We start from the raw sequence: 13,176 nt of genomic DNA on the forward strand, positions 1-13,176 counted from the left end.
CCATGTTCTCCACCGTCACCGGCGGCGAGGCCGCCATTGCCGCCGCCCATGAACTGCTCGCCCGCAAACGGCGCGGCGACTCCCGCGTCGCCGAGCTCGGCGTCGACCAGGTGCGCGAGCAGCTCTCGCTGGCCGTCGACCGGGTGATGAGCGAAGGCTCGCTCCATGATCCAACGCTGGCGGCGCTGGCCATCAAGCAGGCGCAGGGCGATCTCGGCGAGGCGATCTGCCTGCTGCGCGCCTTTCGCACCACGCTGGAGCGTTTTGGCGAGACCGAGGCGGTGGACACGCCGTCCATGCGGATCCGCCGACGTATCGCCACCACGCATAAGAGCGTGCCCGGCGGCCAGTTGCTCGGCCCGACCTATGACTACACCCACCGCCTGCTCGACTTCGCGCTGATGGCCGAGAATGAGGACCTGCCGCCCGATCCGGCCGTCGCGGTGGCCGAGGTGGTTCCCGCGACGCTTGGGGCGCTGGAAGGCAATGCTCTCTTGGAGGCGGCGCTGGCTGCAGCGGACGATGCCGAGCCCGGCGATATCACCCGCGACACCATTACCTTCCCGAGCCGCCGCGACGTGCGGCTGCAGAACCTCGCCCGCGGCGAGGAAGGCTTCCTGCAGGGCCTCGCCTATTCGACCATGCGCGGCTTCGGCCGCAACCATCCCTTCATCGCCGATCTGCGCCATGGCGAGGTCGAGGTGGAACTGCAGGTGCCCGAACTCGGCTTCCCGGTCTGCGTCGGCGAGATCACCCTCACCGAATGCCAGACCGTGCATCGCTACCCCGGCGACGCGGCGCGCCCGCCGCAGCTGACGCGCGGCTATGGCCTCAGCTTCGGGCAGTGCGAGCGGCGCGCCATCGCCATGGCGCTGCTCGATCGGGCGATGCGCGCCAACGAATTCAACGAGGAGGCCGAGTTCCCCGCCCAGGACGAGGAGTTTGTGCTGGCGCATTCCGACGGGGTGGAGGCCTCGGGCCTCATCCAGCACCTCAAGCTTCCGCACTATGTCGATTTCCAGGCGGTCCAGCAGCTTCTGGAGAAGCTGCGCGCCAGCTGGCCGCCACGGCCGCAGGAGTTCCCCGATGATTCCGAATGATGACGAGGTGGCCGGCGGCTATAACTTCGCCTATCTCGACGAGCAGACCAAGCGCATGGTCCGCCGGGCGATCCTCAAGGCGGTGTGCATTCCCGGCCACCAGGTGCCGTTCGGCAGCCGCGAGATGCCCTTGCCGGCGGGATGGGGTACCGGCGGGCTGCAGGTGACGGCGAGCGTGATCGGGCCGGACGACGTGCTGAAGGTCATCGACCAGGGCACGGATGCGGCGACCAATGCGGTGAGCATCCGCGCCTTCTTCCGGCGCGTGGCCGGCCTCGCCACCACCGAGCGCACCCGCGAGGCGAGCCTCATTCAGACCCGCCACCGCATCCCCGAGACGCCGCTGACCGAGGAGCAGATCCTCGTGTTGCAGGTTCCCCAGCCCGAGCCGCTGCGCCAGCTGGTGCCGCGCGGGGCAGCGGCGCGGCGCCTGCACGCCTTCGCCGATTACGGCGTGATGTATGTGAAGCTCTATGAGGACATCGCCCGCTTCGGCCGGGTGACGCTGGCCTATGACTATCCGGTGCTGGTCAATGGGCGCTATCTCGCCTCGCCCTCGCCGATCCCGCGCTTCGATAACCCGAAGCTGGACAACAGCCGGGCGCTGTCGCTATTCGGTGCCGGGCGCGAGCGGCGGCTCTATGCCATCCCGCCCTATACGCGGGTCGCGAGCCTCGATTTCGGGGACCATCCCTTCGAGGTGCAGCGCTGGAGCGTCGGCTGCGCGCTGTGCGGCTCGCGCGCGAGCTATCTCGACGAGATCGGCAGCGGCGGGCCGGGCGCGCGCATGTTCGTCTGCTCCGACACCGACTATTGCGAAGAGCGCCGCGAGGCGAGCGCGCCGGCGCGCCGCGCGGCCGGGGGAGGAAGGCCATGAGCCGGGCGGTGGTGCTGAGGGCCAGCGGCCTTCGCAAGGTTTTCGGCGGGCGGGTCGTCGCCTGCGCCGACATTGATTTCGAGCTCGCGGCGGGCGAGGTGGTCGGCATCGTCGGCGAAAGCGGCTCGGGCAAGTCCACCCTGTTGCGTTGTCTCGCCGGCCTTGCCGCACCGGATGCCGGCACGGTCGAGATCGCCATCGATGGCGGCGAGCGGGTCGACCTGTGGCAGCTTGACGAGGTCGCCCGCGCGCAGGCGCTGCGCTCCGCGCTCGGTCTCGTGCACCAGAACCCGCGTGACGGGCTGAAGCTCGGCATCAGCGCCGGCGGCAATGTCGCCGAGCCGCTCATGGTGTCGGGCATCCGCCATTACGGCCGGCTGCGCGAGGTCGCGCTCGACTGGCTGGAGCGCGTCGAGGTTCCGCGCCGCCGCATCGACGACCTGCCCTCCACCTTTTCCGGCGGCATGCAGCAACGGCTGCAGATCGCTCGCAGCCTCGCGCCGGGCCCACGCATTCTCCTGCTTGACGAGCCGACCGGCGGGCTCGACGTCTCGGTGCAGGCGCGCCTGCTCGACCTGTTGCGCTCGCTGGTGCGCGAACTCGGTGTCGCGGCATTGATCGTCACCCATGATCTCGGCGTTGCCCGCCTGCTGGCCGACCGCCTGCTGGTGATGCTGCGCGGACGGGTGATCGAGGCGGGCCTCGCCGACCAGGTGCTCGACGACCCGCAGGCGCCCTACACGCAGAAGCTCGTCGCTTCGATGCTGAGGATCTGACCGATGGAACCCTTAACGGACGCCATGGTCTGCCTGCGCGGGGTCGGAAAAAGCTTCACCTTCCACAGCCGCGGGCTGAGCGTGGAGGCGCTGCGCGGCGTCGACCTCGAGGTGCGGCGCGGTGAATGCGTCGCGCTGGACGGGCCTTCGGGGGCGGGCAAGAGCACGCTGATGCGCACCCTCTATGGCAACTACCTCGCGGGCGCCGGCACGGTGCGGGTGCGGCATGGCGGCGAACTGATCAACATCGCCGGCGCCGATCCTCACATCATTCTGGAGGTCCGCCGAACGACACTGGGCTATATCAGCCAGTTCCTGCGTGTGCTGCCGCGCGTGCCGACGCTCGACATCGTCGCCGAGCCGCTCATCGCCATCGGCACGTCGCGCGAGGCGGCGCGGGAGCGTGCGGCCGAGCTTCTGGAAAAGCTCAACGTCGCTCCGGCGCTGTGGAGCCTGCCGCCGGCCACTTTTTCCGGCGGCGAGCAGCAGCGGGTCAACATCGCGCGCGGCTTCGCCGTTCCGTGTCCGATCCTGCTGCTCGACGAGCCGACCGCCTCGCTCGATGCGGCCAATGCCGACAGCGTCATCGCGCTCATCGAGGAAGCGCGCGCCCGCGGTACGGCGATGATCGGTATTTTCCACGACGCGCAGGTCAAGGCCCGCGTGGCGACGCGCCAGCTCACTCTTACTCGGTCATCGTGAAGGCCATTCAGTCGCAGCGGAACGTCGACGCCGGCTGTCCGGCGGCGAGGACGAGGCTCTCGAGGATGCGCCGATAATGGGCGAAGGCGAGGCTGCCGCCGCGCTTGCCGGCGAAGATGAGCCAAGCCTCCTCGGGTATGGCTTCGCCGGGGCGTCGCATCTCCGCGGCGCGGGCTGCCGCGATCCGCTCGGGCGAGAAGCCTCGCGGTGTCGCCTCGAGCCCGTCGCAGGTCTCGCACATGGCGTCAGCCGGTATATTCGAGAATGTGCATGCCGCCGCCATTGCGGTCGATGAGGTAGATGCGCCCCTCGGCATCGGTGCCCACATCGTTGGACTGTACGATGCTCTGCGCGCTGGTCGAGGCCGGGACGAAATGGCCGACCTCGACCGGGCGCAGGGGATCGCTCACGTCAATCGCGCGCAGCCCGGCATTGAAATAGGTGAGGAAGACGATATTGGCCCACGGGCCGCTCGCCGTGATGCGCTCGATGATGTTGTGGGCGCCGAAGCGCCCGCCACGGCCGGCATATTTGTCGCGCTCGGGAAACCAGGTGGAGACCGGCACCGGGCGAGTCTCGTCCCGGATGTCGAGCACCCACATGAACTGACTGTCGCGATAGACTTGCCGAGCGCGGGCCTCGTCCGTCACCACGAGATAGGGGCGGTCGCCGATCGGGCATGCCGTATGGGTCGCCCCGACGAAGGGTGGCGACCAGCTGACATGGCCAACGAGCTGCATCCGCGCGAGGTCGCTGCAATCGATCACCGCGACACCGCCGCCCCAGAAGGCGGCGAACATGCGGTTGCCCCGGATGATCGGCGGGCCGTGCAGAGTGCAGACGGTATCGGCCGGAACGGGATCGTTGCCGGGGGCGCCGCCCTCCATCTTCTGCCAGGGTAGCCCCCAGATGCCGACCACCTCCGGCCGGATCGGGTCGCGGATGTCGAGGGTCCAGATCACCCGGCGGTTCCACCCCTCGGCGTCATTGGGCAGCAGAGCGAGCTTGCGGTCGAGATCGACGCCGAAGCGGTGCGGGCCGCTGCCGGGCATGTCGAAGAAGCCGATCTGGCGCGGCTGCGCGGGATGGCTGATGTCGAAGATGAAGAAGCCGGGTCGCGCCACCCGTCCGGCCTCACCCGGCAGGCGATCGGCATTCACATAGAGGATGTTCTCCCCGGCATGCCGCAGCTTGTGCATGTGGATGCCGGGCGGCGCCTTGAACTCGAACACCTTGTGCGGGTGCCGGGGATCGCGCACGTCGTGCACGGTGAAGCCCTCGAACACGCCGGGATCGCGGCCACCGACGCCGCCGACATAGGCATGGCCAGCCACGATCTCGACCAGGCTGCCACGGCCCCAGGCGGCGGAGGGGTCATGGCCGAGGACACGGAAATTCCAGGCTTCTTGCGGGAACATGCGGCGATGGGCTTTCAGGAGAGTGCAGGCGCGCTGCTGCCCGGCCGGGCGGCAGCTCTCGGGATCCTCTCGGCAATCAGGGCAGCAGCGGTGTCACGCGCTCCATCATCGCCTTCTGGGCCTCCTGCGGATCGCGCTTGAGCGTGCTGACCTCGACCAGTATGTCCTCGATCTCCTTGGAGATGCGCGGGCCGTTGTCGCCGGGGAAGGCGTACCAGCCGGTGGTGACGGGCAGCTGCTTCACCGCCGTCATCTGCAGCGGGTTGTCGCGGTAGTAGTTGCCGAGCAGCGCCGGATCCTCGATCGCCTTCACATTGTTCGGCATGTAGCCGGTGAACCGGACGACGATGGTCTGCGCCTCGGGTCCGGTCATGAACTTCACATAGTCCCAGGCCGCGCGCTGGCGCGCCGGGTCGGTGGTGAAGATCATCGCGCAGGCACCACCGACCGGCACCCGGCCCTTCGCGCCCTCCAGCGGGATCGGCGCGGTGCGGGTTTCGAAGCGGCCGGCGATCTGCTTCTGCTGCTCGGTCAGCACGCTGCTGGTGGTGATGAGGATGCCGAGCGTGCCCGAGGCGAAGGACTGCCGCCACTGGCCGCGCGTCATGTCGACCTGTCCGGCCGCGCCGAAATCGTGAATGATCTGCAGCGCGCGCAGCGTCTCCGGGCCGTCGAACAGCAGCTTGGTCTCGTCGGTGTTCATCGGCGTGCCGCCGAGGCTGTTCAGCACGGCGAGGAAGCCCCAATTGCCGTCGCCCTTATAGTCGAGCGCGAGGCCCTGTAACTTGCTGTCGAGGGCGCTGATCTTGCGCCCGAGCGCGACGATGCCGGCCCAGTCCGCCGGAAGGTGGTCAGGATCGCCGCCGGCCCTGCGCACCAGATCGGCATTGAAATAGACGATCGGCGTCGAGGTGGAGAACGGTATGCCGTAGAGCTGGCTCTTGTAGCGGCAGGCATCGAGGCTGTTGCGGTCGTAGCCGAGCGCGGCGAAATCCGGTTCCGCGGCGAGCAGCGCGTCGAGCGGCACGGCGAGTTCGCGCTCGGCCATGATGCGGACGCGGCCATAGGCTTGGTACATCACGTCGGGCTGGGTGCCGGTGAGCGCGCTGCGTAGCGCGTACTGCGCCAGGTCGTCATAGTTCGCGGCGGCCGGCAGATAGGTCACCTCGATGTTCGGCAGCGTCTTGCGCAGAAGCTGCGTGGTCTCGTCATACATCTGACGATGATGTGGGACGGCCGTCGCCACGGTCAGCGTCACGTCGCCGGCCTTGGCGCCGACCGTCAAGGGCGCCGCGAGCGCCATGCCGATGAAAAGCAATCGCCGAGCGAGGCTCATCGTGAATTCTCCCGGTTCGCGACATTGGGCGGCGCCACCGACCGCGGCGCGAAACTCCGCGCCGGCAATGACGGTGCCGTGTCAGGAAGCTGAGGATTGTCGGCACATCTCGCCGGGAGATTCCTGAATTCCGCGGGACTACGACCGCGAGGCTTCGATCACTCGCTCGGCGAAATGACGAAGTCGAAATAGTCGGAGAGGATCTTGGTCACCACATGCTGCACCGGGATGCCGCTCGGATCGCTGTCCACCGTCACCAGCTCCATGATCGGTCGCCCGCGGCTGATGCCGAGCTCGCGCGCCTCTGGCTCGGAGGGAAGGCAGGCACGCAGATGCATCTCGTGGCGCGACACCTTGGCGATGCCGAGGCGCTGCATGGCCTCGGCGATCGACCCGGCATCCTCGATCATGCCGACGATGCCGTTGAGGCGGGGCAGCGGATAAGAGCTGACCGTGAGCGACACCGGTCGCCCGTCCATGGTGCACAGCGTGCGCACCCGCACCACGGGATGGCCGGAGGGCAGCATGAGCCCGGCCGCCACGGGACGCTCCGCCCTTGTCTCCGTTGCGGAGAGGATCCGCCGCTTCGGGCTGTGCCCGCTCCATTGCAGCACGCTGGTCATCCGTGCCGTCCGCGCCAGCCGGTAGGTCACGCGCGGCACGGCGACAGAGGCGCCCCGGCCATGCACGATGCGGATCAGCTCTTTCTCGTGCAGCCGCGCCAGCGCACGCCGGACTGTATTGCGATGGACGCCGAAGGAGGCGGCGAGCTGCTCCTCGCTGGGCAGCGGTGCACCCTCTGCGAGGCTGCCGCTGCGAATCCGCTTCTCCAGTTCGAACTGGACACGCTGCCAGAGTGGCGGACTAGCCATTGTGCCCCCTCGTGCTGACAGCTGTGGCCGGTCGATATCATCGGTGCTGGAGCATGATCCGGCGGGATCGAACCGATCCGTCGAATTATGCTCGATTGCGCAATCCAGAGTCTCTTCAGATCACCTGATTCGCCGGATCGGACGAGACTCTAGTTGAGCCAGGTGACAGATCGATTGTGACCATCGGAATCGTGGCAATGCGCGGCTTTGCTGTCGGAGACAGGCTGCTACGCGCCGCATGGTCATTGAACGCACGTCGTTGCGCCCTGTCGGGTGCCGACGTTACCCGGGACGGTTACGCGGAAATGATCGCCGTCAACTATTTCGCCCCCTGGCTGCTGGCGGATACCTTGCGAAAAACCCTCGTGCAGTGCGCGCCATCGCGCGTCGTCACCGTTGGCTCGGAAGCCTCGCGCCAGAGCGGCGGTCTCGATATCGAGACGGACTTGCTCGACATCGCCCCCTTCACCGCACGGGGATCGTCGAGGATCTATGGCCGCACCAACCTCCTGGACATCATGTTTTCTCTCGAACTGGCCCGGCAACTGGGCGGGACGGGCGTCGCCGTCAATTGCCTGTGTCCCGGCTTCAACGTCACCTGGCTCGGCCGTGAGCTGAGCTTTGCTCGTCCGCTTGCCGCGGTGCTGAACTGGCTGGGCATTGGCAATCCCGAGCGAGGCGCAGGCGGGATCGTGCGGCGGGCCACGGATTCGGCTTTCGGCAAGCAGACCGGAGCGTATGTCTCGGCGAAGAACGCGCGACCGCTGACGCCTGTCGCCCCCGCCGATAGCGAGGAAGTACGGCGGCAATTATGGGAAAGGACGGCCGAGATCCTCTCCCGCTTCCGCTGATGCCGTGCGGCATTCGGCGGCGCTTGCGTAGCCGTCGCGCCGAATATCGCGGCATGGCGCAGAATCGGCGGGATTGGCGGGCCATGTCCGACGAAGATGAGCACGACACTTACGCCGTAGCCCTCTACCCCCGAATTGGAGGCGATGGGCAAATGAAGTCAGGCGATGTAGACATATTTACCGCTTAATGATTACGGATCGTCCGATTTGGACCCTCTCAGCGATATCATAGCCCTGCTGCGGCCGAACACGGCCATCTCCAAGCCCATCACCGGGCGGGGCCATTGGGGCGTTGGCTACGCGGCGCAGGATGCCCCCGGTTTCACGATCATTCTGAAAGGCGCGTGCTGGATCGCGTTTGAAGGAGAGGAGCCCTGGAAGCTGGAAAAGGGCGCTTTTCTGCTCCTGCCATCCACCCCGGCTTTCACCTTGAGCAGTCATCCGGGCATGGGCTGCGAGCCGCGCGATCCGATGGATGTGCCGGTCCGCCATGGCGAGCCGGACGGCGAAGCGGAGTTCGAAGCACTCGGCGGCACATTCCGCATGGACGCCGTCAATGCGCCGCTCCTGCTCGCCCTGCTGCCGCGCATGATCCATATCCCGCACTCGGCCGGGCGATCGGCGCGGCTCGGCCGGATGATCGACCTCATCATGGACGAATGCAGCGGCGACGAGCCGGGCAAGGACATGATCCTCCAGCGCATGCTGGAGGTGCTGCTTGTCGAGGCTCTGCGCTGGCACGGCGTCACGCCCGATGATAACCGCGCCGGCCTTCTCAACGGCATGCGCGATCCGGCCCTGGTGCGCGTGCTCCGCGCCATGCACGCCGATGTGCGCGCCGACTGGACGGTCGCCAGCCTCGCTCGGATCGCCGGGCAGTCTCGTTCCGCCTTCGCCGCGCGCTTCGGCGCGATTCTCGGGTGCGGCCCGATCGAATATCTCGGCCGATGGCGGATGGCGTTGGCAAAAGACGCCCTGCTGCGCGGCGCAAAGTCCCTCGACAGGATTGCCGACGAGATCGGCTACGAATCCGCGAGCGCGTTCAGCACGGCTTTCCGCAAGCGGCTCGGCTGTCCGCCCGGGAAGTTTGCCCGGACCAGCGGCGTCGATGGCCTCGCATAGGATCGATCGGATACGACAGGGGTGCACTTCCGCTGCCGACCTGCCGGTCTGCTGACCTGCCGGATTGGACGATGGAAAATTAATGCTGGACTGCGGATTATAGAGCGTCTTGTTGCGCCCGCCTATCATCGACCCTCCGAACGCAAATGGAGGTTCGCATGCAAACGATCCTGATCACCGGCACATCCTCGGGCTACGGCCTGGAGACGGCCCGTCATTTCCTCGACAAGGGGTGGAACGTCATTGCGGCCATGCGTCGGCCTGACGCCACGTGCCTACCGGCTTCGCCCAACCTGCGCATCCTGCCGCTCGACGTGACGAGCCAAGAGAGCATCGCCGCCGTCGCGGCTGCCGGACCGATCGACGTGCTCGTCAACAATGCCGGCATCGGTGTGGTCGGCGCGTTCGAGGCGACGCCGATGGCGCATGTCCGCAAAGTGTTCGACACCAACACATTCGGCGTCATGGCGATGTGCCAGGCGGTCATTCCGCAGATGCGCGAACGCCGGTCCGGCGTGATCGTCAACGTGACATCGAGCGTCACGCTCGCCGCAATGCCGCTCGCGGCCGCCTATACTGCCAGCAAACAGGCGATCGAGGGCTTCACCGGCTCGCTGGCCCACGAACTCGCCTCTTTCGATGTCCGCACCCGACTGGTGGAGCCGGGCTATGCCCCCACAACCCGGTTCGCGCAAAATACGGATCTGCGAATCGAGGATCTCATCCCGTCTGCCTATGCTGATTTCGCGAGGCCCATCTTCGAGGCGTTCGGCAAGCCGTCGTTGACGACGAAGGAAACGGATGTCGCCGAAGCCGTCTGGACGGCCGTCCATGACACGTCGGACCGGCTCCAGTTTCCGGCCGGAGCCGATGCGGTCGCTCTCTTTCAAACCCGCCATGACAGTGGTCATGATAGACGAGCGTATGGACGTACGCTTTACCCTCGTTGAACTCGCTCTGCGCCAGCAAGAGATCAAGAAGAGCCGTTTCATGGCGGTCGCCGGTCCCGTCGCCGACGAGGCGGCGGCGAAAGACTTCATCGCGGCACAGTCAGATCCGGGCGCCAATCACAATTGCTGGGCTTGGCGCGTGGGGCAGAACTACCGCTTCAGCGATGACGGGGAACCCGGCGGAACCGCCGGCAAGCCGATCCTTGCCGCCATCGACGGGCAAGGCCTCGATCGTGTCGCCGTTGTCGTGACGCGCTGGTTCGGTGGGATCCTTCTGGGCAGCGGCGGCCTGATCCGGGCCTATGGCGGAACGGCGGCCCTCTGCCTGCGCGAAGCCGAGAAGGTGGCACTCATCGCGACCGTCTCGGGGACGGTTACCTGTGGGTTCAGTGAGCTGGCGCTGGTTCAGGCCAGGTTGGGCGCGCTTCCGGGCGTGCAGGTGGGGATTCAGGCTTTCACCGATAACGGCGCGATCCTGACGGTGACAGCACCGAAATCGGACGCCGGCGGCGTGGAGCGCCTGCTGATGGACCTGACCAGCGGACGCTCGACGATGCGGTGGAGCCAATAACCCTGGCAAAGCTCCCTTGCGCCAGGCTGGACGGAGGATGCGGCGGAAGCTGTCCGGTTCGAGCTGAGCCGATTCCGGGCGGGCGGATTGCCCTTACGGCCGGTCGCCGTCGGTGCGTCCGCGACCGTTGATCCGGCGGGGAAGCCGGCCGGCCCATCGTCCGCACCCGCGCTATCGCTGCGCCGGCAGTCCGCGTCACGGCGCTGCGAGGGCGGTCTGCAGGGCGGCGCGGGCGGCTCTTATGTGCCGTCGCATCAGGATTTCCGCCAGTTCCCCGTCGTGCTGGCCGATCGCCTCGGTGATGCGCAGGTGCTCCCTCCAGGCCTCGCGGCCGCGACCCTGCACGGTGCGATGCAGCCGGCGGCAGAGGCGCAGGCGCGGGTAGAACTGTTCGCACAGCAGATCGGCGAGGATGGGGTTGCCGCTGCCGCGGGCGATGCGCCGGTGGAAATCGGTCTCCGGATCATCCTGCAGATAGGCGCCGAGCGGATTGCGCTCGATCTCGCCGCGATGGTCGGCGACGAGCGCCTCCAGCGTGGCGACCTCGCTCGCCTCCATGTGCGTTGCCGCCAGCCGCGCGGCCATGCCCTCCATCGCCTCGCGCACATCCAGCAGGGCGAGGAACTCGGCGGCGCTCGGCTGGGCGACGCGGGCGCCCTGGTTGACCGCATAGGTGACGAGCCCTCGCTCCTGCAGCCGGCGGATCGCCTCGCGAACGGGCGCGCGGCTGGCGCCGAAGGAGCGGGCGATGGCGGGCTCCGAGAGCTTTTCCCCGGGAGCCAGCGTGCCGGCGAGAATGGCTCGCGTCAGATCCTCGTACAGGCGCGCGGCGAGGCCGCTGCCGCCCAGCGAATCCCCTGCTGCTTCGGTCTCGTCCGCGTTCAACATGTCGACACCTTTTCCTCGTCGCTCGCGTGCCGGCGCGCGGTTGCCTTCGTTATAGCGGATTTCTCGCGCGATGCGCCTTCCCCGGCCGCCATGCGCTCGGAGCGCTTCATCGCCAAAAGTGTCGACACAGAGTGCGAGGTAATGCAAGTTTCGTTTGTTTTTTGTCGATTTTTGGCTAGAATTGTCGACACTATAAGGAAGACGGCGATGGCAGTCGCCTCGAAAATGCGCCCAAGGGAGACGTAGAGAACGCCATGTCCAGCCACAGCAACAATGAACGCCCGGCCCCTGATGGTGTTCTGGTCGATATCGCCGACTACGTTCTCAACTATCGTGTCGACAGTTCTCTCGCCTATGAGACCGCCCGCAACTGCCTGATCGATACGCTCGGCTGTGGGCTGGAGGCTCTGGAATATCCGGCCTGCACCAAGCTGCTCGGGCCGATCGTGCCGGGCACCGTGGTGCCGAACGGGGCGAAGGTTCCCGGCACGCCCTATCAGCTCGACCCCGTGCAGGCGGCGTTCAACATCGGCACGATGATCCGCTGGCTGGACTTCAACGATTGCTGGCTCGCCGCCGAATGGGGGCACCCCTCGGACAATCTCGGCGGCATCCTCGCCGTCGCCGACTGGCTGGCCCGCAACGCGGTCGCCACCGGCCGCACGCCGCCGACCATGCGCGACGTGCTCACCGCGATGATCAAGGCGCACGAGATTCAGGGCTGCATCGCGCTGGAAAACGCGTTCAACAAGGTCGGCATCGACCACGTGATCCTGGTCAAGGTGGCGTCGACCGCCGTGGTCGCCGGCCTGCTCGGGCTGACGCGCGAGGAGATCATCAACGCGCTGTCGCTGGCCTTCGTCGACGGGCAGGCGCTGCGCACCTATCGTCACGCGCCGAACGCGGGCTCGCGCAAGAGCTGGGCGGCGGGCGACGCCACCAGCCGCGCCGTGCGCCTCGCCCTGATCGCGCAGACCGGCGAGATGGGCTACCCCTCCGTGCTCACCGCGCCGACCTGGGGCTTCTACGACGCCTCGTTCCGCGGCAAGCCGTTCGCCTTCCAGCGGCCCTATGGCTCCTATGTCATGGAGAACGTGCTCTTCAAGATTTCCTACCCGGCGGAATTCCACGCGCAGACGGCGGTGGAGGCGGCGATGACGCTGCACGGCGCGCTGGCCGACATGGGCCGCAGCGCCGCCGACATCGCCTCGATCCGCATCCGCACGCATGAGGCGTGCATCCGCATCATCGACAAGAGCGGGCCGCTGCACAATCCGGCCGACCGCGACCACACCATCCAGTACATGGTCGCCGTGCCGCTGCTGTTCGGCCGGCTCACCGCCTCCGACTACGAGGATGCGGTCGCCGCCGATCCGCGCATCGACGCGCTGCGGGCGAAGATCACCTGCGTCGAGGACCCGGCCTTCACCCGCGATTATCACGACCCGGAAAAACGCTCGATCGCCAATGCGATGACCCTCGTGCTCACCGACGGCACCGTGCTGCCGGAAGTGCTGGTGGAATATCCGATCGGCCACAAGCGCCGGCGTGCGGACGGCATCCCGCTGCTCGAGGCCAAGTTCCGCACCAATCTCGCCCGCCGCTTTGTCGAGAAGCGCCAGCGCGCCATTCTCGACGTCTCGCTCGACCAGGAGCGGCTCGAAGCGATGGCGGTCAACGACTATGTCGATCTCTACGCCAACTGAAGGCCGT

The 13,176-nt window shown here is 67.2% G+C and carries 14 protein-coding genes; 9 read left to right on the top strand and 5 right to left on the bottom strand.

The window, feature by feature from the left end; genetic code table 11:
* Positions 1 to 2 precede the first annotated feature (2 nt).
* From FHS55_RS00125 to phnL, 4 genes are read left to right on the top strand one after another with little or no spacing between them, the layout of a single operon-like run.
* Positions 3 to 1,100, top strand: a complete 1,098-nt coding sequence (locus FHS55_RS00125) for a carbon-phosphorus lyase complex subunit (protein ID WP_183187664.1) — start codon at positions 3 to 5, stop codon at positions 1,098 to 1,100.
* Positions 1,087 to 1,977, top strand: coding sequence for an alpha-D-ribose 1-methylphosphonate 5-phosphate C-P-lyase PhnJ (locus tag FHS55_RS00130; RefSeq protein WP_210286800.1), 891 nt, complete (start codon positions 1,087 to 1,089; stop codon positions 1,975 to 1,977). Before FHS55_RS00125 ends, FHS55_RS00130 begins: the two co-directional genes overlap by 14 nt.
* Positions 1,974 to 2,753: an ATP-binding cassette domain-containing protein gene (locus FHS55_RS00135; RefSeq protein WP_183187666.1), complete on the top strand. Its 780-nt coding sequence runs from the start codon at positions 1,974 to 1,976 to the stop codon at positions 2,751 to 2,753. The genes FHS55_RS00130 and FHS55_RS00135 overlap by 4 nt, the downstream gene beginning before the upstream one ends.
* A gap of 3 nt (positions 2,754 to 2,756) precedes the next feature.
* Positions 2,757 to 3,455, top strand: coding sequence for a phosphonate C-P lyase system protein PhnL (gene phnL, locus FHS55_RS00140; RefSeq protein ID WP_246339733.1), 699 nt, complete (start codon positions 2,757 to 2,759; stop codon positions 3,453 to 3,455).
* Between the two features lie 7 nt (positions 3,456 to 3,462).
* On the opposite strand, the gene FHS55_RS00145 is transcribed toward phnL, so the two are convergent.
* The 4 genes from FHS55_RS00145 to phnF form a co-directional block, all read right to left on the bottom strand.
* Entirely contained in the window at positions 3,463 to 3,696 is a 234-nt protein-coding gene (locus tag FHS55_RS00145; RefSeq protein WP_183187667.1) for a hypothetical protein, read from the bottom strand.
* A gap of 4 nt (positions 3,697 to 3,700) precedes the next feature.
* The gene (locus tag FHS55_RS00150) at positions 3,701 to 4,873 is read right to left on the bottom strand and encodes an LVIVD repeat-containing protein (RefSeq protein ID WP_183187668.1); all 1,173 of its coding nucleotides are present in this window, start codon (positions 4,871 to 4,873) and stop codon (positions 3,701 to 3,703) included.
* Positions 4,874 to 4,949: 76 nt separating this feature from the next.
* Positions 4,950 to 6,209 carry an ABC transporter substrate-binding protein gene (locus FHS55_RS00155; protein ID WP_183187669.1) on the bottom strand — a complete coding sequence of 420 codons (1,260 nt, stop codon included), beginning with the start codon at positions 6,207 to 6,209 and terminating at the stop codon, positions 4,950 to 4,952.
* 158 nt (positions 6,210 to 6,367) lie between these two features.
* Positions 6,368 to 7,081, bottom strand: a complete 714-nt coding sequence (gene phnF, locus FHS55_RS00160; RefSeq protein ID WP_183187670.1) for a phosphonate metabolism transcriptional regulator PhnF — start codon at positions 7,079 to 7,081, stop codon at positions 6,368 to 6,370.
* Between the two features lie 176 nt (positions 7,082 to 7,257).
* Here phnF and FHS55_RS00165 point away from each other — a divergent pair, with 176 nt between their 5' ends.
* From FHS55_RS00165 to FHS55_RS00180, 4 genes are all read left to right on the top strand, one after another.
* Positions 7,258 to 7,932, top strand: coding sequence for a Rossmann-fold NAD(P)-binding domain-containing protein (locus tag FHS55_RS00165; protein WP_183187671.1), 675 nt, complete (start codon positions 7,258 to 7,260; stop codon positions 7,930 to 7,932).
* A gap of 207 nt (positions 7,933 to 8,139) precedes the next feature.
* Positions 8,140 to 9,054, top strand: coding sequence for an AraC family transcriptional regulator (locus tag FHS55_RS00170; protein WP_183187672.1), 915 nt, complete (start codon positions 8,140 to 8,142; stop codon positions 9,052 to 9,054).
* A 158-nt stretch (positions 9,055 to 9,212) separates the two neighbouring features.
* A complete protein-coding gene (locus FHS55_RS00175) occupies positions 9,213 to 10,004 on the top strand; it encodes an SDR family oxidoreductase (RefSeq protein ID WP_183187673.1) in 792 nt (263 codons plus the stop codon).
* Positions 9,979 to 10,575: an IMPACT family protein gene (locus FHS55_RS00180; RefSeq protein WP_246339735.1), complete on the top strand. Its 597-nt coding sequence runs from the start codon at positions 9,979 to 9,981 to the stop codon at positions 10,573 to 10,575. Before FHS55_RS00175 ends, FHS55_RS00180 begins: the two co-directional genes overlap by 26 nt.
* Before the next feature lie 195 nt (positions 10,576 to 10,770).
* On the opposite strand, the gene FHS55_RS00185 is transcribed toward FHS55_RS00180, so the two are convergent.
* A complete protein-coding gene (locus tag FHS55_RS00185) occupies positions 10,771 to 11,463 on the bottom strand; it encodes a GntR family transcriptional regulator (RefSeq protein ID WP_183187675.1) in 693 nt (230 codons plus the stop codon).
* Positions 11,464 to 11,717: 254 nt separating this feature from the next.
* Between FHS55_RS00185 and FHS55_RS00190 the strand changes: the two genes are divergently transcribed.
* The gene (locus FHS55_RS00190) at positions 11,718 to 13,169 is read left to right on the top strand and encodes a bifunctional 2-methylcitrate dehydratase/aconitate hydratase (protein ID WP_183187676.1); all 1,452 of its coding nucleotides are present in this window, start codon (positions 11,718 to 11,720) and stop codon (positions 13,167 to 13,169) included.
* Positions 13,170 to 13,176: the final 7 nt, after the last annotated feature.

Origin of the sequence: Ancylobacter tetraedralis (assembly GCF_014195655.1) — a bacterium.
Taxonomy (GTDB): Bacteria; Pseudomonadota; Alphaproteobacteria; order Rhizobiales; family Xanthobacteraceae; genus Ancylobacter; species Ancylobacter tetraedralis.

Coding starts and splice junctions, on each gene's coding strand:
- FHS55_RS00125 (WP_183187664.1), top strand. CDS start 3: ATGTTCTCCACCGTCACCGGCGGCGAGGCCGCCATTGCCGCCGCCCAT.
- FHS55_RS00130 (WP_210286800.1), top strand. CDS start 1,087: ATGATTCCGAATGATGACGAGGTGGCCGGCGGCTATAACTTCGCCTAT.
- FHS55_RS00135 (WP_183187666.1), top strand. CDS start 1,974: ATGAGCCGGGCGGTGGTGCTGAGGGCCAGCGGCCTTCGCAAGGTTTTC.
- phnL (WP_246339733.1), top strand. CDS start 2,757: ATGGAACCCTTAACGGACGCCATGGTCTGCCTGCGCGGGGTCGGAAAA.
- FHS55_RS00145 (WP_183187667.1), bottom strand. CDS start 3,696: ATGTGCGAGACCTGCGACGGGCTCGAGGCGACACCGCGAGGCTTCTCG.
- FHS55_RS00150 (WP_183187668.1), bottom strand. CDS start 4,873: ATGTTCCCGCAAGAAGCCTGGAATTTCCGTGTCCTCGGCCATGACCCC.
- FHS55_RS00155 (WP_183187669.1), bottom strand. CDS start 6,209: ATGAGCCTCGCTCGGCGATTGCTTTTCATCGGCATGGCGCTCGCGGCG.
- phnF (WP_183187670.1), bottom strand. CDS start 7,081: ATGGCTAGTCCGCCACTCTGGCAGCGTGTCCAGTTCGAACTGGAGAAG.
- FHS55_RS00175 (WP_183187673.1), top strand. CDS start 9,213: ATGCAAACGATCCTGATCACCGGCACATCCTCGGGCTACGGCCTGGAG.
- FHS55_RS00180 (WP_246339735.1), top strand. CDS start 9,979: ATGGACGTACGCTTTACCCTCGTTGAACTCGCTCTGCGCCAGCAAGAG.
- FHS55_RS00185 (WP_183187675.1), bottom strand. CDS start 11,463: ATGTTGAACGCGGACGAGACCGAAGCAGCAGGGGATTCGCTGGGCGGC.
- FHS55_RS00190 (WP_183187676.1), top strand. CDS start 11,718: ATGTCCAGCCACAGCAACAATGAACGCCCGGCCCCTGATGGTGTTCTG.